A 14,904-nucleotide genomic window follows, 5' to 3' on the forward strand; every position below is an offset into this window, starting at 1 on the left:
GGCGCGAAAGCGGTTTGTGGCGAGGGTTTTCGCCCGCTACGACGCAGGGCGGCGCGTAGTTGGCAGGGTGTGCGCCGCGTGCCGGATGTAAAACTTTATTTCCGGCCTTGCGTTCAACTCGCGCAATTCGGGTCCAGGCCGCTGGCGGGTCCACGGGCTGCCTCGATCGAGGCAGCCACCTCGGAAAAACTGCCGAACGCCTCGTCGGGGAGTGCCCGCAAGGCGTCTACCACGTCGCGCGCCGCGCCACTATGCTCGGCGGTCTCGATCAGGATGAGAGGGTGTGCGGGATAGCTCACCTGCGCAATCGCGGATGCGATGCGCCGTTTGAAGTCCTGTCGCGCCGCGGCGTCCGTTGCGGCGGATACGGAGGGATACATGGCGGAGGGATACATGACGGTCTCCCGGTATCGGTACAGCGTGCCGGGCGCAGGCGCTGTACCCGGGCGGCGCCCGTCACCAGCGCAGCAGCCGCGGCCCGAGCCAGGCGCCGATACCGGCCGGAATGGCCATGCCGAGCAGATACCAGACGGCCCAGAACGACACCGCCATTTCGGGGCAATGCAGGGAATAGGCCAGCGTTGCCGTGGCGCTCGCCAGCAGTCCGCCCGTGAAGCCGGCAACCCGCAGGCGCGTGGGCGCGAGGCCGCGCAGGGCCCAGAACACGGCGATGAACGACGGCACCGAAAGGAGTGCGATGTTGAGCGGGCACACGCGCCATGTCTGCCCCATGACGAGCGGCAGGCGCTCGGCAGGCGGTGCGAGCGACACGAGCGCGATGGCGCCCAGCCACACGGCCGCGACCGGCCAGGCCATGGCGGCCCAGGCCATGCGCGGCGCGCCTCCGGGCCGCGAGAGCCGCGTGGTGGCGGCGAGTGCGCCCAGCGCGAGGAAGAACGGCAGCGCGAGCTTGAGCCAGAAGACCGGCGTGGCCGCGACGGTCGCGAGGTCGGGGCGCACGCCGAACACGAGCGCCATCAGGAGCGTCGAACCAAGGCCGCCGGCAATCAGCGCTCTGGCGAAGCGCCGGGCGACCAGATGGCGGTCGACCGGCGTCGCGCCCGTGGCGAGTAGGGAAATGAGGTCCTCTGTCTTCATGATGCGTTCTGAAACTTCAGCGCGAGCGCTTTGAGGCCGCGATGCACCCCCACCTTTACCGCCGATTCCGAGAGACCGGTCAGCTTCGCGGTTTCCGTGACCGACAGCCCTTGCAGCTTCACGTGCAGGATCGGCAGGCGCTGGCGGTCCGGCAACTGGTCGAGCATCTTGCCCAGGTCGCGGCGCGCGTCGGCAGCCTCGTCGTCGCAGGTCGCGAAGATCTCCAGTTCGTCGTCGAGCGGCGTCTGCAGCGCTTCGCGGCGCGAGCGCGCCCGGAAGAAGTCGGTCAGCTTGTAGCGCGCAATCGCATGTACCCAAGCCGTGAGCGGCTCCTCGGGGCGGTAAGTGGCGCGGCCGTTATGCACGGCAAGCAGGATTTCCTGCACGAGATCCTCCACGTCGTCCTGCAACGCATAGAGCCGCTTGCGCAGAAAGCCGCGCAGATGCGAGCCGAGCTCCGAGAGAAAGGCGTGGTAAGCCGTCGTGTCGCCGGCGAGGCCGCGCACGAACAACGCCCTGAGCCGCTCCTCGGTGCCGCGTGCCGGTTCGTTACCGGTAGTTCGGCTCATCGCGAACTCCGGTTACAGCGCGGGTGAAATGTCTGCGGGTGCAAAGGGATTGCGGCGGGCATCAGGCGGGCGGCGCGTGGCGGGTCATGACGGGGCTCCGGTGGCGGTGGACAGGCTCCTCTTCAATAGTCGCGGGCCTTCCGGGCATTCGTCAAGCGTGAGCTGCGGCATGGTTTTCTTTCTGATGGCTTTCAGTATGCGGTGCTGCGGTGCAGGGCGTGTGCGAAGCGTATACGAATGGCGGGGCCAGCGGGTTACAGCAGGCATAAAAAAATATTTTGTCGCGATTGCGGGCCGGCTTGTAACCGGCGCTCCCGCCGATGCGTATTTACAGGCAGATCGGGTATGCATCGCTGCGATGCCGCGAACGATCTGAATACTGTCCCAACATCAACCGATGGAGCCTACATCATGAGTACTCTTAAATTTTCCGCCGCCGCGCTGATTCTTGCCTCGCTCGCTTCCGGCGCCACCGTCGCCCAGGCCCAGACCGGTAGCGTGGAAAAGTGCTACGGCGTCGCGATGGCCGGCCACAACGACTGCAAGGCAGGGGCGGGCACGACCTGTGCGGGCTCGCAGAAGATGGACTACGACGGTTCGCACTGGAAGAACGTCCCGGCTGGCACCTGCACGTCGATCAAGACGCCCTCGGGCCATGGCTCGCTCGAGCCGATGGGCTCCTGACGCACACGGCCGCCCGACGATCATGAATAGGCTCACCGAATGTGGCGCGGGACTCGGTCTCAAGCCGCAGCATTACGACGAAGCGTGCAACTGCGAGGCGCGCGGACTCTGGTTCGAGGTTCATCCGGAGAACTACATGATTGCGGGCGGCCCGCGCCTCGCGTGGCTGGATGCGGTACGCGAACGCCACGCGCTGTCGCTGCATGGCGTATCGCTCTCGCTCGCGGCAGACCGCGTGCCGGATGCGGCGCATCTGAGCCGCCTGCGCACGCTGGCGGACCGGCTGCAGCCGGCGCTCGTGTCCGAACATCTTGCCTGGTCCGCCTGGCGTGGCCACTATCATCCCGACCTGCTGCCGTTTCCGCGCGACGCCGCGGCGCTCGCGCGCATCGCCGACAACATTGCGCGCACACAGGAGGCGCTGGGGCGGCGGATCGCCATCGAGAACCCGTCGCACTACGTGCGCATCGACGGGCACACGTGGAGCGAGCCGGAGTTTCTCGCGGAACTGGTGCGGCGAACAGGCTGCGGCTTGCTGCTCGACGTGAACAACGTCTATGTGAGCGCCTGCAACATGGGCTTCGATGCCGCTGCCTGGATCGATGGCTTTCCGGGCGAGGCGGTGATGGAGATCCATCTCGCGGGACACAGCGTGGATGAAGAAACGCAGCCGCCGCTCCTGATCGATTCGCACGATGCCCCCATTGACGATGCCGTGTGGAAGCTTTATCGCCATACGATCGATCGCTTCGGTCCGCGGCCCACGCTGATCGAGCGCGACGACCATATTCCCGGTTTCGATGCGTTGCTTGTCGAACGCGACGCGGCCCAGGCCGTGCTCGATGGCGTGGGGGTTCTCACATGAATCCGACCTTGACCGGCTTTCAGGACGATTTCGTGCGTGCGCTCCATGGCGCCCCCGCGGAGGACTCGCGCGTGGCCGGGCTCATCCTGCAGCCGGGCTTCGCCGTCTACCGCAACACGGTGTTCAAGGGCTGCGTCGATGCCTTGCAGGCGAATTTCCCTACGGTGGAGCGCCTTGTCGGCGTGGACTGGTTTCGTTCGGCCGCGCTCATCTACGCGCAGGCGACGCCGCCCGACGACGCGCGGCTTCTGCTCTATGGCGCGACGTTCCCGGCGTTTCTGGCCGGCTTCGAACCGGCCCGCGAGTTGCCGTGGCTCGCGGACGTCGCGCGGCTCGACCGGTTCTGGGTGGAGGCGCACGTAGCGGCCGACGAACCCGCGCTCGCGGCGGCCGAAGTGGCCCGCTACGCGCCTGAAGCGTTTGCCCAACGGGTCCTGAAGCCGCACGCGAGTGCGCGCTGGGCCTGGTTCGGTGCGCATCCGGTCTACACGATCTGGCGCACCAACCGCGAAGCGGTCGCGCTGCCCGAAGAACTCGCATGGCACGGCGAGGGCGCCCTGGTGTTGCGCGCCGGCGCAAGCGTGACGTGGCGTGCGCTGGGTCAAGGCGCCTGCGCGCTGCTGGACGCCTGCGCGGCGGGGCGCGAGCTAGGGGAAGCGACGCTGGAGGCGCTCGAAGCCGAACCCGCACTCGATCTTGCCGTCCTGTTCTCTGAACTGTTTGCCGATGGCGCGTTTAGCGCCGCCATGTCCTCCGGAGATGGGAAGCAATCCGAAACGAATGGAGCCTGAGATGAACACACCCCGGAACGCAACCCGGGACATCGCCACCGATCGGAACACTTCTTCCCGGTACTGCTTGTACTCGGACTCTTCGCGCGCGGTGCGGCGCTCGCACTCCTTGGCATGACCACGGTGATCGAAGTGTTCGTCTATCCCGATGCGCGGCCCACGCATCTTTCGTGGGCGGGCCTGTTGCTCTATATGATCGGGCGCGGCGGAGGCGTTCTGTCGCTCGATCATCGGTTCGGCATCAAGTAGAAAACAGCGGAGGGACTGGCGCGGACAGCAGATTTCGTCAGATATTTATTCGCCGCATCGCAGCGCAGCCGCCGAAGAGGCGTCTGCGCTGTTGTTTTTTGGACGCAAGCTATGCACAGCGAATCATTTGGAAAGCGGATCGCCACGCTAATGCGCCGGCGGAACAAATTGAAATGCACTGCGCATAGTTACGGCCGTAAAGCGATTTACGCGGCAGTTTTTACTGGATAATTATCAAACATGCATTTTGCGTGCTGACCCGCGTTTCGTACCGAACGTCATGCCACGCGCTACGCGATACCAGAGCGCGCTTTCCGGCACGCAAGCTTCTCTTCCTTCATAACCAGTAGCGATTACGCGAGGCGGGAATCGTGCGGATGTCGGGGCGTCCGTCCATGGGCGGCCAGCAGCCGCAAACGATATCGCCGCCGCGTTCGTGCGCCGAAGCAGCGCTGCGACGGCCTCGCCGTTCCTCCGCCGTTCCTGTGTGCGCGGCTCGCGCGCAAACCCATTCTGGCGAAACGGTCATGTTCCGTTTCGCGTCGCGATGGACCTGTGCGTACACCATTGCGTCATCCGCTTTCGTAAGCCTCTTGCAGGCGTGCCGTGCCGGCTCACGCATGGCGCGCCTGTCAAGGCAATTCCACTGGCCAGTCTCCCGTAAGGATCCCTGACGAAATACGTTGCCTTCGGGGGGCGGCCTTCAACCGCAAGGAGCCTGAGATGAAAGTTGGTAGCAACTGGCGTAACGCCCACCATCACGACGCGGCGTTGCCGTCCTTTCTCGCCGCGCGCGTGGACCGCTATTACCAGACGCGCGTGCAGGAGACCTGGGCGGGCGGCCATATCATGCATGGGCGCGCGCCGGGCGCCGACGCATTGCATCTGTCGAGCAACGATTACCTTTCGATTGCCCGCCACCCCGAAATTCTCGATGCGATGTGTCGCAGCATCCGCGACGAAGGCAACGGTCTGCTGATGTCGGGCATCTTCCTGCACGGCGACGACTGCCCGCAACTGCGGCTCGAGGACCGCTTCGCCTCCTGGATGGAAGCCGAGGCGAGCGTGCTGTGCCAGTCGGGCTTCGCGGCCAACACCGGGCTCATCCAGTCCATCGCGGACGCGCAGACGCCGGTTTATGTGGACATGATGGCGCACATGTCGCTTTGGGAAGGCGTCCGCAGTGCCGGCGCACGTGCGGTCAGTTTCCTCCACAACGAGGTCGATCATCTCGAGCAGCGCATCCAGCGCAACGGCCCGGGCGTCGTAATCATCGATTCGGTCTACAGCACGAACGGCAGCGTGGCGCCGCTCGCCGCCATCGCAGACGTCTGTGCCGAGCACGACTGCGTGCTCGTGGTCGACGAATCGCATTCGCTCGGCACCCACGGGCCGCGCGGCGCCGGGCTCGTTGTCGAGCTGGGGTTGACCGACCGCGTCCACTTCCGCACTGCGAGCCTTGCGAAGGCCTTCGCGGGGCGGGCGGGCATCATCGGCTGCTCACGGCGATTTCAGGAATATTTCAAGTTTGAGGCACTGCCCGCGATCTTCAGCTCTACGTTGCTGCCGCACGAGGTGATGGGCCTGGCGGCCACGCTGGACGTGATCGAACGCGAAGACTGGCGCCGCACGCGGCTTGCCGCAAATGCCAGGTTTCTGCGCACGCGGCTGGCCGAACTGGGCTACAACCTGAACGGCAGCGAGGCGCAGATCATCGCGCTGGAAGCGGGCCCCGAGCAGCAGACCATCGTGCTGCGTGATGCACTGGAAGCGCGCGGCATATTCGGTTCGGTGTTCTGCGCGCCGGCGACGGCACAGAACCGCTCGCTGATCCGGATTTCGGTGAATGCGGCGTTGGGCGATCAGGAACTGGAACGGCTCGTCGACGTGTGCGACGAGATTCGCGACGAGGTGGACATGTGGAACTGGCCGTCGACACGCCGCCTCGTGCAGCGCGGCGCAGGCCGTTCCCGCGGGCATCGGGCGCAGCCGGCGGCGGCACTTGCAATGGCGTCCGTGCCGGCCTGATCGCGGAGAGGGCGAAAGCCCGGAGGCGGCGTGGGACTCAGTGCGGGTTCCACGCCGCCTGGAACTCGCTGTCGAGCTGCTGCAGGAATGCGTCGTACGGTACGACGGTATCGAGCGCAAATCCCGCCGGCTCCTTGACGACCGCGTAGGTGTAGCGGCGCTCGCCATGGAACATCGATGCCGGATGCATATATGGCTGCCACTCCACGCATTGCTCGGGGTAATAGCCTTCGGTATGCCAGAAATAGGGCAGGCTGCGATGCGCGTCGAGTTCGGCGAGGAAGCCGGTGGGTGCGCCCTGTTCGACAGCGATTTCCCGCACGCCGCGCAGGGTTTCGTCGGTATGGATCACGAGCAGGTAGCCCGTGCCCGCGCCGTCGAACATGAGGATGCCGTGCGGCTGGTACGAGAGGTAGTGCTCGACGATGCCGTGCGATTCGAAAATCCGCTTCACATGCGCGGCGAGCGCGCCGTCCTTGAGGAAGGCGTATTCGGAAACCGACAGCGCGTCGCGCACGGAGGCGCCGGCCTGGTCGAAATACGCGTCCTGCATATCGCGAATCGCGTGGTTCAGCGTTTCCACGGCATCGGATTCGTGCTTGCGGATGAAACGGTCGATCAAGCCTTCGTTGAAGCTGCGTACGGCCACGTGCTCGTCGGCCTTGCCGGTGAGCACGATTTTCTTGACCGACGAGTCGGACAGGCGGCGGCAGAACTCCATGCCGTTGATCTCGGGCATGTCGTAGTCCACCACGACAACCGAGACCGATTCGAAGCGCGCGGGCTGATGTACGAGGCTGCGAATGGCGTCGACGCGCATGGAGATGACCTGGTGCGCATCGTTTTCCTCGGTGCGGTCCAGATAGGGACTGAAAATCGGTTCGGCGGCCTGGCCAGACGTTTCGCGGTGGTTCAGGAATCGCAGTGCGCGAGAAGGCGAGTTGAACATCCGGAATGCGAGTTGCGGATCGAGCTGCAGGCTCAGATTCGACAGGAACGCGGCGCTATCGTCGACGAAGGCGACGGTGGTGGGGTAAGCAAACGGCGTGAGGGCTTTCGTCATGGCGCAGGGAATGTCAAAACGAACTCGGTGTACTCGCCTTTCACCGAAGAGCAGGTTATGGCTCCTCCTATCGCCTGCATGACATCGTGGCAGAACGCTAGTCCGATGCCGGCTCCCAGTGAGACGTCATCGGTGGTGGTTGCCGAAGTATAAAAGCGGGTAAAGATATGCGGCAAGATTTCCGGAGAAATACCTGTGCCCGTATCGCTGAAAATCAAACGATTTATACGCGAACCGGTTTCGAGCCGGATCGAAATATATGCGGTTTCAATATTGCCCATGTGCCGGAAAGCATTTTTCAGCAAATTGAAGAGTACGTGAACCGTGAGTATTTCCGAGCCCCGGAACGAAAAATCGGGCCGCAGATTGCAGTGCACGCGCTGCCGGTCGCCTTCGCGAAAAGGGAAGCGCGCGAGCGCCGTTTCCACGCACTGGGTGATCGAGCACGACGTTGCGTTTTGCATGTTTCCGCCCGCGAAGCGTGCGGTGGCGAGCAGCATGTCGATGATCGCATTCGAGTAGAGCGCTTCCTGTTCGATGCGGCCCACCACGCCTTGCAACGAATGCAGGTGTGCGCCGCGAATGCGCGGCACGGGCAGGCGGTGGCGCTGCGCGAGCACATAAGTCTGCAGCAGGGCGGGCAGATAGCGCATGACACCGGCCGCGCCCACGCGGATCGCGACAAGCGGCGTGCGCAGTTCGTGCGCCACGCTGCCGGCGGTGGCGAGCATGGCGCGCTCCTGTTCGATCTGGATGCGCTCCTGGTCGTAGTTCGCCACTGCGCCGATGGCGACGGCAAACGAAAAAATCGCGAGATGCGTGAGGTAATTCGCGCCGATCACGATCGGATCGGTGGTGAGGCAATAGGCGAGCACGGCGAGGCCGATGCCGACCACGAACTGGAGCACGAGCATCAGCCAGTCGTGCAGCAGCACCATGACGAAGGCCGCGATCAGCGCGCTTTCCACCCACACTTCATTGCCGCTGTTTTTCAGCAGCATGAAGGTGAAGAAGAACGGAAGCGCATAGAGCGTAATGCCGTACCAGTACCACGCCAGCAGCTTTTTCGCGGCGAGGGGCCAGTGGTCGTAGACGATAACCGGCAGGAACAGCACGGCGCCGATCAGCCGCAGCGTGAGATTCTCGTACGGCTGCGGAAACAGGTCCTTCCAGACATAGTAATAAAGCGGGAAGCCGACGCAGGCCACCACGGCAAACGGCTGCATGCGGCGCTTCGCATACTGGAGGTTGCGCATGGCCGGCGCGAAGGCGCGTACGAGGAACAGCGGCAGCGACGCCCAGGCGCGCCGCAGCTTCATCCGAAGCGTGGGTCTCGAAACGGTCATCGGGGTGAAATGGCTTGTTGTTGTTACCGGTCGCGCGGACCGGCTTTGCTCCCTTAAGCGGGGCCGGCAACTCCAGACGATATCACCAATGTATCGCGCCGATGCAACGTCGCCGGCCCAACGGGCAGGCTGACCCGCCGCTAACGTTTGCATCCGATGCGAGACGCATAGAAGCGGGGTGTCACGCGATTTTCATACCGGGATCTTCAAATCGTTATTGATTCGGATGCCGTATCAATTGATGGCGAATCGCAATGCCGCAGATTCTGCCCAGGAAGGATGCGCCGCAGATTTAAGCACGATCGTTCTAAAAGAGGTAGGATGCTGCTCACGGAAGGCGCGTTCCGCGCCCGCATTGCGCCGAATACGCGCCATCTACGGAGACTACGACCCCATGGACCTCGTTGCGGAATTGCCCGCCGGCCTGACCGGCATCGAACAGTTGCGGCATATGATGCAGGTCGGTGGCCGCGCCCCGATCGGCAACGCGCTCGATTTTTATCTCGTGGAAGTGGAAGAAGGGCGCGTGGTGTTCGAAGGCGTGCCGGGGCTCGGTGTCTACAACCCGATTGGCACGGTGCACGGCGGTTATGCGGCCACGTTGCTCGATTCCGCGTGCGGCTGCGCGGCGCATTCGCGCCTCGGCGTCACCCAGGGCTACACGACGCTCGAACTGAAGGTGTCGTATCACCGCGCCATGACCGTCGATACCGGGCCGGTGCGCGCGGAAGGCCGCGTGCTGACCATGGGCCGTCGCGCGGCCTTTACCGAAGCTACGCTCACGGATGCGGCCGGCAAGGTCTACGCCACGGCCACCTCCACGCTGCTCGTGTTCGAACGCTGACACGGCGGCCGCGGCGCCCCGGGCGTCGTTGCCAGGGGCTCTGCGCCTCAGACTGCTTCAGACGGCGCCGCCCGCCTTGTCCTCGATGAGCCGCACGAGCGTATGCAGCAGCCGGTTCGCGGGCGTGGCGACGCCGAGGGCCTCGCCACGCCTCACGACGAAGCCGTTCAGATAGTCGATTTCGCTGCGCTTGCCGCGCGCCATGTCCTGCGCTGTGGACGAGTACTGGCCGGGCATGGTTTCCGCAATGCGGCGCACGGCCAGCTCGATGTCGGGCGGCAGGTTCACGCTGTCGGCGCGAGCGACCGCCACGCATTCGGCCACGACGTCGCGCATCGTGTCGCGCACGCCCACGCCCTGCACAAGACGGCCATAAGGTAGTTGCGCGATCGCCGAAAGCGCGTTGTACGCGCAGTTCAGGATCAGCTTGGCCCACAGCGCGCCGCGCACGTTCGCGGAGATTTCGGTGGGCACGCCTGCCGCGGCGAGCGTCTGCGCCACGCTTTCGCTCTGCGAAGAAGGCTCGATCACGAGTTCGCCGCGCCCGTGATGGCGCACGTGGCCCGGTCCCGCCATTTCGGTGGCGACGTACACGACCGCTGCCGCGACTTCTTGCGCGATCGTGCCCCGCAGGCGCTCGGCGTTGTCCACGCCGTTCTGCAGCGTGAGCACGAGCGTGTCGGCGGCGAGATGCGGGCCCATGGCGGCGCCCGCGCTTTCGGTGTCGGTCGATTTCACGCAGAACAGCACGAGTTGCGCTCCCTCGACGGCGGCCGGATCGGCGCTGGCGACGAGATGCGGACGGCCGATGCGTTCGTCGAACTGCTGCGTTTCGAGGCGCAGGCCGTCGCGCCCCACGGCCTCGACGTGCTGCGCCCGGCCGATCAGCACGACCTCGTGTCCCGCGCGCGCCAGCATGCCGCCGTAGTAGCAGCCCACCGCGCCCGCGCCCATGACGGCGACTTTCATACGGTTTCCTCCATTAGCCAAGGCAAAGGCGCATTCAGCGCAATTCGAATCCGAGTGCGTTGAGCGCCTCGCGCAAGCGGTCGCGGCCGTGCAGCGACTCGCGGCTGCGCCAGCGCGGGAGCGAGCGGGCCGTCCAGCCGGCCGCGCGTTGGCCCTGCGCGATCTGGAAAGCGCCCATCAGCGCATCGTACTCGGCGATGCCGGGTTCCTGCCCGGCCACATCGTACTGTTCGCGATGCAGCACGACCGGCTGTGGCAGGCGCGGCTTCACCTGCGCGGGCCGCGCCGGGTCTTCGTAGCCCACGCACATGCCGAACACGGGCAGTACGCGCGGGGGCAGGCCAAGCTCGGCGGCGACCTGCTCGGGATGATTGCGGATCGCACCGATATAGACGGAGGCGAGGCCGAGCGATTCGAGCGCAACGACGGCGTTCTGCGCGGCGAGCGCCGCGTCGATCACGCCGACGAGCATCGTTTCCAGGTAGTCGAGACCTCCCACCGCCGCGCCGGTGCGCTTTGCCGCGCCTTCGAGGCGCGCGAGATCGGCGAGCCACACGAGAAAGAGCGGCGCTTCGCGAATCTGCGACTGGTCGCCGGCGAGCGTGGCGAGGCGATCCTTGCGTGCGGGATCCACGACTGCCACCACGCTCCACGTTTGCAGGTTCGACGAGGTGGACGCCGACTGCGCGGCGGCGACCAGCGTTTCGAGCGTGCCCGCGGGCAGCGGGCGATCCGCGTAGGCGCGCACCGAGCGGTGGGCGAGCAGCGTGTCGAGCGTGGCGTTCCAGGCGGGCAGCGGTGCTGGCCAGGGTTTGCCGTAGCGCGCCTCAAGGGTGCTATTGGGGGACGCGGCAAGGCGGTCGGGCGGGGTCGCGGTGGACATCGTTTCTCCGGCGGATCACTCAGGTTGTGCGGCGGCGCAGGGTCCATGCCGCGCTCGCCAGGCGCCGTATGGTACACGCGCTGCCGGTTTGCCGCCGGGCGACGAATAGCGGCGCCGGGCGTGGCGCGGGCCGGCGGAGGCGTTGGGGGCTCCGGTCGGTTTTGGGCAGGCGGCTTGCGCTGCCGCTATGATCGATTGACCGGCTGTGCCGCGTTCCTTTCCGACTGGCCGCTTCCTGGCCCCTCATCCCCCCTTTATCACGAGGCGATTCATGTCTGCGAATACCCCTGCTACGAATTCCCAGTCTCCGGTGTGGTTCATCACTGGCTGTTCGACGGGCTTTGGCCGCGAACTCGCGCTTGCCGTCCTCGCGCGCGGGTGGCGCTGCGTCGCGACGGCGCGCAACAAGGCGGTCCTCGAAGACCTCGCGCCCGAAGCCGGCGAGCGTCTGCTGCGGGTGGGGCTCGACGTCAACGACCCCGCGCAGGTCGATGCGGCCGTGAAGGCCGCGCACGCGCAGTTCGGCGCCATCGACGTGCTCGTCAACAACGCGGGTTATGGCTACCAGAGCTCGATCGAAGAGGGCGACGAACGCGAGATTCGCGCGCAGTTCGACACCAACGTATTCGGCCTCTTCGCGCTGACGCGCGCGGTGCTGCCGGGCATGCGCGAGCGCCGCAAGGGCCATGTGATCAGCATTACGTCGGTGGCGGGGCTCGTGGGTTTTCCGGGCTCGGGTTATTACGCGGCCACCAAGCATGCCGTCGAGGGCTTTTCCGACGCGCTGCTCGCCGAAGTCGGCCCGCTCGGCATCAAGGTGACCTGCGTGGAGCCGGGACCGTTCCGCACCGATTGGGCGGGGCGCTCGCTCGTGCAGACGCCGAGCCATATCGCCGATTACGAGCAGACCGCCGGTGCGCGCATGAAGCGCACCGCCGAGGGCAGCGGCCACCAGCCGGGCGATCCGGTGCGCGCGGCGCAGGCGATGATACGCGTGACCGAAGTGGAGCAAACGCCGCGCCATCTCGTGCTGGGTGCGTTTGGCGTGGGGGCGGTATCGGAGCGTTTGCGTGCGGCGCTGGCCGAGATCGAAGCCTGGCGCGAAGTGAGTATCGGCGCCGATTTCCCCGCGAATGCGTGAGCGCTGCGCGGCGCCTGAGGTTTGCCTCGTTCGACCCGCTTGTTCGACCCGCCTGTTCAACCCGCCGTTATCACGAGCGTGCCGGTGGCGACGAGCGCGCCGCGCCAGAGCCAGTCGAAATTGATCCAGCCGCGCCGCAGCAGGCCGAGCCCGATGTACTCGTAGGCCGCGAGCGCGATGGCGGCCGTCGTGGCGAGTGTGGCGAGCGTATGCAGCGCCGTGGCGCGATATCGGTGATGAGCGGCGGCACCGCGCCGAAGCCTTTGAGCATGGGCGGCAGCAGGTCGGGGTCCGCGGGTCCGGCGGGGATCTCGATGATCTTGCGCGCGGCCCATTGGTTGCCATCGAGGTCGCCGTCCAGATACCACTGCCAGATCGAAGCCGAAAGATCCTTCAGGCTGATCACCGAATTCACGAAGCCATAGGGCCGGGTGGGATTGTGCGCGGGCCGCAGTTCGAACACGAGCTGATTTTCCGCGCCGAAATCGAGCGTCTGTTTGTGCCGGCGCGTGTGCAGATGTATGTCGAAGCTTTCGTGGTCCATCAGGAAAATGCCGCCCGGCGCCTCGCCTTCGGCATTGGCGAGCGCCGTGACATAAATGCCCTCGGGGCCGCAATGCACGGTATGCGGGCGCGTGTAGCCGGCGCGCCGCGCAACGGTTTCGGGTTCGTGCACGCGCACGATATGCGGCTTGCGCGGATCGGGCTTCGTATCGACGATATGGATGCGCGACGAACGCAGTCCCGGTACGACAAGATAGCGGCGCTCCGAATGCGCATGCGGTGCATTGGGACACAGGCACGAACTGCATGCGTTCCAGCCGAAGTGGTGCAGTTCGTCGCCGGCGTTGGGCATTAGCACGCGGTGGACGATGCGGCCGTATTGCGCGGATGCCGGATCGAGGTCGACGACGTCGAGCGTATCCGGAACCTGCCGGCCGGGGTCGAAACTCGCGACATACGCGAGGGTTTCCTTCGGTGCATCGCTCGCCATGCGTGCGGACGGATAAAACGTCGGATCGGGATTCCAGGTGGCCATGGCAATCCCCCTCGTCGGTGAGCCCCTATGATGCACCGGCTGCGCGGACTGCGTCTGCTTTGTGTCCCTTATTCCTTGCAGGCAGAAGCTTATGAGAGAAAGCGATAAAAATCATGGCATGCCAGGCAGCCGATTATCCGTTCTGCGAAAACAGTGATTTCATTTTGCTGGCATTTATCTGCGGGCTATCCCTAACTAGACTGTGCTCAACGGATGCAGAAAAGAACTGCACCGACAATCAAGTTCTCGGAGGTAGTGTCATGAAATCGCTTATCAAGGCTGTTGCGCTCGCAGCCGTTCTCGCAGTTCCTGCCGTTTCGTTCGCTCAATCGCAATCGGACAATGGTCCGATGACGCGCGTTCAAGTGCGTAATGAGCTCGCGCAGCTCGAGGCGGTTGGCTATCATCCGCAAGCCAACGATCACACGTATCCGGACCAGATCCAGGCAGCCGAAGCGCGTGTGCACGCAATGAACGGCGACCAGACGAGCGGCTATGGCTCGGCCACGGGTAGCTCGTCGCAAAGCGGCGGCGCGGCCGATACCTCGGCCAGCAGCTACTCGGCGCCGGTGCGCGTGTACAACGGCCACTAATGGGGCCAGCGGAGCCTCGGGCTCCGGTCAGGCTTCATCGCGCCGCGCGAACTTCAGGGTTCGCGCGGCGTTTGTATTTGATGGCGCGATGCTGCGGCCCGCAGTACGGCGTGTCATGGTATCAGCGCGAATTTCCGACGCCATGATCGGCAATCCAGGCCCGCGTTTCTTCGAGCACTTCGTCTGATAACGTCGGGTCGTCGATCAGGCGCGCAAGGATCACGGCACCCAGCATCGCCGACCAGGTACCGATGACATTCCTGCGCGCCTTCACGGCTTCCTTGCCGGTGTGGCCCGCGCTGAAGCGCTCGATCTGCTTTTTCAGGCCCGCCGCCATGACGGCGCGCGCCTCCGGCGTCTGCCGCACCGTTTCGGCGCCGAGCGCCGCGGTGGGGCAGCCGGCTGCCACGTCGTCGCGGTGCGCGGGCGAAAGATACGCCGCCGCGAAGCGTGCGAGATCGGCGTTGCCGGCCTCGCCCTGAGCGAAGACGTGAGCCAGCGTCTGCGCAATCAGTTCGTCTTTTGACTTGAAATAGCCATAAAAGCCGCCGTGCGTGAGCCCGGCGGCATTCATCACGTCGGCCACGGTGACCGCGTCGTAGCCGCGCGCCCGGAACAGCACGCTCGCGGCCTCCAGAATCTTCGCGCGATTCAGCGCCACCTGCTCCCGGCTCACCCTCATCGTTCTCTCCCCGTTCGCATCGACGAATGCTTGACATTATATATGATGGCCATCATCATA

The 14,904-nt window shown here is 65.2% G+C and carries 15 protein-coding genes and 2 pseudogenes; 8 read left to right on the top strand and 9 right to left on the bottom strand.

What is annotated here, in order from left to right; all coding sequences use genetic code 11:
- Window positions 1-113: 113 nt before the first annotated feature.
- From WJ542_RS17290 to WJ542_RS17300, 3 genes are all read right to left on the bottom strand, one after another.
- Window positions 114-395 carry a DUF2795 domain-containing protein gene (locus tag WJ542_RS17290; RefSeq protein WP_411190629.1) on the bottom strand — a complete coding sequence of 94 codons (282 nt, stop codon included), beginning with the start codon at window positions 393-395 and terminating at the stop codon, window positions 114-116.
- Window positions 396-456: 61 nt separating this feature from the next.
- Entirely contained in the window at window positions 457-1,098 is a 642-nt protein-coding gene (locus tag WJ542_RS17295) for a DUF1109 domain-containing protein (protein ID WP_411190630.1), read from the bottom strand.
- Window positions 1,095-1,667 (bottom strand): sigma-70 family RNA polymerase sigma factor, encoded by a 573-nt coding sequence (locus WJ542_RS17300; RefSeq protein WP_411190632.1) that lies wholly within the window; start codon window positions 1,665-1,667, stop codon window positions 1,095-1,097. Before WJ542_RS17300 ends, WJ542_RS17295 begins: the two co-directional genes overlap by 4 nt.
- 411 nt (window positions 1,668-2,078) lie before the next feature.
- Between WJ542_RS17300 and WJ542_RS17305 the strand changes: the two genes are divergently transcribed.
- The 5 genes and pseudogenes from WJ542_RS17305 to cqsA all read left to right on the top strand — a co-directional run bounded on the left by WJ542_RS17305 (window position 2,079) and on the right by cqsA (window position 6,284).
- Window positions 2,079-2,351: a BufA1 family periplasmic bufferin-type metallophore gene (locus tag WJ542_RS17305; RefSeq protein WP_411190633.1), complete on the top strand. Its 273-nt coding sequence runs from the start codon at window positions 2,079-2,081 to the stop codon at window positions 2,349-2,351.
- A gap of 22 nt (window positions 2,352-2,373) precedes the next feature.
- Complete coding sequence (gene bufB, locus WJ542_RS17310; RefSeq protein WP_411190634.1) at window positions 2,374-3,216, top strand: MNIO family bufferin maturase; 843 nt, start codon at window positions 2,374-2,376, stop codon at window positions 3,214-3,216.
- Window positions 3,213-4,007, top strand: a complete 795-nt coding sequence (locus WJ542_RS17315; RefSeq protein ID WP_411190635.1) for an HvfC/BufC N-terminal domain-containing protein — start codon at window positions 3,213-3,215, stop codon at window positions 4,005-4,007. The genes bufB and WJ542_RS17315 overlap by 4 nt, the downstream gene beginning before the upstream one ends.
- 42 nt (window positions 4,008-4,049) lie before the next feature.
- Window positions 4,050-4,256: pseudogene (locus WJ542_RS17320) on the top strand (DoxX family protein); the annotation flags it as partial.
- Between the two features lie 723 nt (window positions 4,257-4,979).
- The gene (gene cqsA, locus WJ542_RS17325) at window positions 4,980-6,284 is read left to right on the top strand and encodes an alpha-hydroxyketone-type quorum-sensing autoinducer synthase (RefSeq protein WP_411190636.1); all 1,305 of its coding nucleotides are present in this window, start codon (window positions 4,980-4,982) and stop codon (window positions 6,282-6,284) included.
- Between the two features lie 37 nt (window positions 6,285-6,321).
- Here the strand turns inward: cqsA and WJ542_RS17330 are convergent, their stop codons facing one another.
- A complete protein-coding gene (locus WJ542_RS17330; protein WP_411190638.1) occupies window positions 6,322-7,347 on the bottom strand; it encodes a response regulator in 1,026 nt (341 codons plus the stop codon).
- Window positions 7,344-8,666, bottom strand: coding sequence for a sensor histidine kinase (locus WJ542_RS17335; protein WP_411190639.1), 1,323 nt, complete (start codon window positions 8,664-8,666; stop codon window positions 7,344-7,346). Before WJ542_RS17335 ends, WJ542_RS17330 begins: the two co-directional genes overlap by 4 nt.
- A 421-nt stretch (window positions 8,667-9,087) precedes the next feature.
- On the opposite strand from WJ542_RS17335, the gene WJ542_RS17340 reads away from it, so the two are divergent.
- Window positions 9,088-9,537: a PaaI family thioesterase gene (locus tag WJ542_RS17340; RefSeq protein WP_411190640.1), complete on the top strand. Its 450-nt coding sequence runs from the start codon at window positions 9,088-9,090 to the stop codon at window positions 9,535-9,537.
- Window positions 9,538-9,594: 57 nt separating this feature from the next.
- Here the strand turns inward: WJ542_RS17340 and WJ542_RS17345 are convergent, their stop codons facing one another.
- Both WJ542_RS17345 and WJ542_RS17350 read right to left on the bottom strand, forming a co-directional pair.
- Window positions 9,595-10,506 (bottom strand): ketopantoate reductase family protein, encoded by a 912-nt coding sequence (locus tag WJ542_RS17345; RefSeq protein ID WP_411190641.1) that lies wholly within the window; start codon window positions 10,504-10,506, stop codon window positions 9,595-9,597.
- A 34-nt stretch (window positions 10,507-10,540) separates the two neighbouring features.
- On the bottom strand, window positions 10,541-11,389 hold the full coding sequence (locus WJ542_RS17350; protein WP_411190642.1) for an NADPH-dependent oxidoreductase: 849 nt from the start codon (window positions 11,387-11,389) through the stop codon (window positions 10,541-10,543).
- Between the two features lie 271 nt (window positions 11,390-11,660).
- Between WJ542_RS17350 and WJ542_RS17355 the strand changes: the two genes are divergently transcribed.
- On the top strand, window positions 11,661-12,530 hold the full coding sequence (locus WJ542_RS17355; RefSeq protein WP_411190643.1) for an oxidoreductase: 870 nt from the start codon (window positions 11,661-11,663) through the stop codon (window positions 12,528-12,530).
- Between the two features lie 226 nt (window positions 12,531-12,756).
- On the opposite strand, the pseudogene WJ542_RS17360 reads toward WJ542_RS17355, so the two are convergent.
- Window positions 12,757-13,569: pseudogene (locus tag WJ542_RS17360) on the bottom strand (selenium-binding protein SBP56-related protein); the annotation flags it as partial.
- A gap of 260 nt (window positions 13,570-13,829) precedes the next feature.
- Between WJ542_RS17360 and WJ542_RS17365 the strand changes: the two are divergent.
- The gene (locus WJ542_RS17365; RefSeq protein WP_411190644.1) at window positions 13,830-14,162 is read left to right on the top strand and encodes a DUF4148 domain-containing protein; all 333 of its coding nucleotides are present in this window, start codon (window positions 13,830-13,832) and stop codon (window positions 14,160-14,162) included.
- 121 nt (window positions 14,163-14,283) lie between these two features.
- Here WJ542_RS17365 and WJ542_RS17370 read toward each other — a convergent pair whose 3' ends face one another.
- Window positions 14,284-14,844: a TetR/AcrR family transcriptional regulator gene (locus WJ542_RS17370; RefSeq protein ID WP_411190645.1), complete on the bottom strand. Its 561-nt coding sequence runs from the start codon at window positions 14,842-14,844 to the stop codon at window positions 14,284-14,286.
- Window positions 14,845-14,904: the final 60 nt, after the last annotated feature.

This window comes from Paraburkholderia yinzeri (genome assembly GCF_046581065.1).
Classification (GTDB): Bacteria; Pseudomonadota; Gammaproteobacteria; order Burkholderiales; family Burkholderiaceae; genus Paraburkholderia.

Coding starts and splice junctions, on each gene's coding strand:
- WJ542_RS17305 (WP_411190633.1), top strand. CDS start 2,079: ATGAGTACTCTTAAATTTTCCGCCGCCGCGCTGATTCTTGCCTCGCTC.
- WJ542_RS17300 (WP_411190632.1), bottom strand. CDS start 1,667: ATGAGCCGAACTACCGGTAACGAACCGGCACGCGGCACCGAGGAGCGG.
- WJ542_RS17335 (WP_411190639.1), bottom strand. CDS start 8,666: ATGAAGCTGCGGCGCGCCTGGGCGTCGCTGCCGCTGTTCCTCGTACGC.
- WJ542_RS17295 (WP_411190630.1), bottom strand. CDS start 1,098: ATGAAGACAGAGGACCTCATTTCCCTACTCGCCACGGGCGCGACGCCG.
- WJ542_RS17290 (WP_411190629.1), bottom strand. CDS start 395: ATGTATCCCTCCGCCATGTATCCCTCCGTATCCGCCGCAACGGACGCC.
- WJ542_RS17365 (WP_411190644.1), top strand. CDS start 13,830: ATGAAATCGCTTATCAAGGCTGTTGCGCTCGCAGCCGTTCTCGCAGTT.
- WJ542_RS17315 (WP_411190635.1), top strand. CDS start 3,213: ATGAATCCGACCTTGACCGGCTTTCAGGACGATTTCGTGCGTGCGCTC.
- WJ542_RS17345 (WP_411190641.1), bottom strand. CDS start 10,506: ATGAAAGTCGCCGTCATGGGCGCGGGCGCGGTGGGCTGCTACTACGGC.
- cqsA (WP_411190636.1), top strand. CDS start 4,980: ATGAAAGTTGGTAGCAACTGGCGTAACGCCCACCATCACGACGCGGCG.
- bufB (WP_411190634.1), top strand. CDS start 2,374: ATGAATAGGCTCACCGAATGTGGCGCGGGACTCGGTCTCAAGCCGCAG.
- WJ542_RS17350 (WP_411190642.1), bottom strand. CDS start 11,389: ATGTCCACCGCGACCCCGCCCGACCGCCTTGCCGCGTCCCCCAATAGC.
- WJ542_RS17340 (WP_411190640.1), top strand. CDS start 9,088: ATGGACCTCGTTGCGGAATTGCCCGCCGGCCTGACCGGCATCGAACAG.
- WJ542_RS17330 (WP_411190638.1), bottom strand. CDS start 7,347: ATGACGAAAGCCCTCACGCCGTTTGCTTACCCCACCACCGTCGCCTTC.
- WJ542_RS17370 (WP_411190645.1), bottom strand. CDS start 14,844: ATGAGGGTGAGCCGGGAGCAGGTGGCGCTGAATCGCGCGAAGATTCTG.
- WJ542_RS17355 (WP_411190643.1), top strand. CDS start 11,661: ATGTCTGCGAATACCCCTGCTACGAATTCCCAGTCTCCGGTGTGGTTC.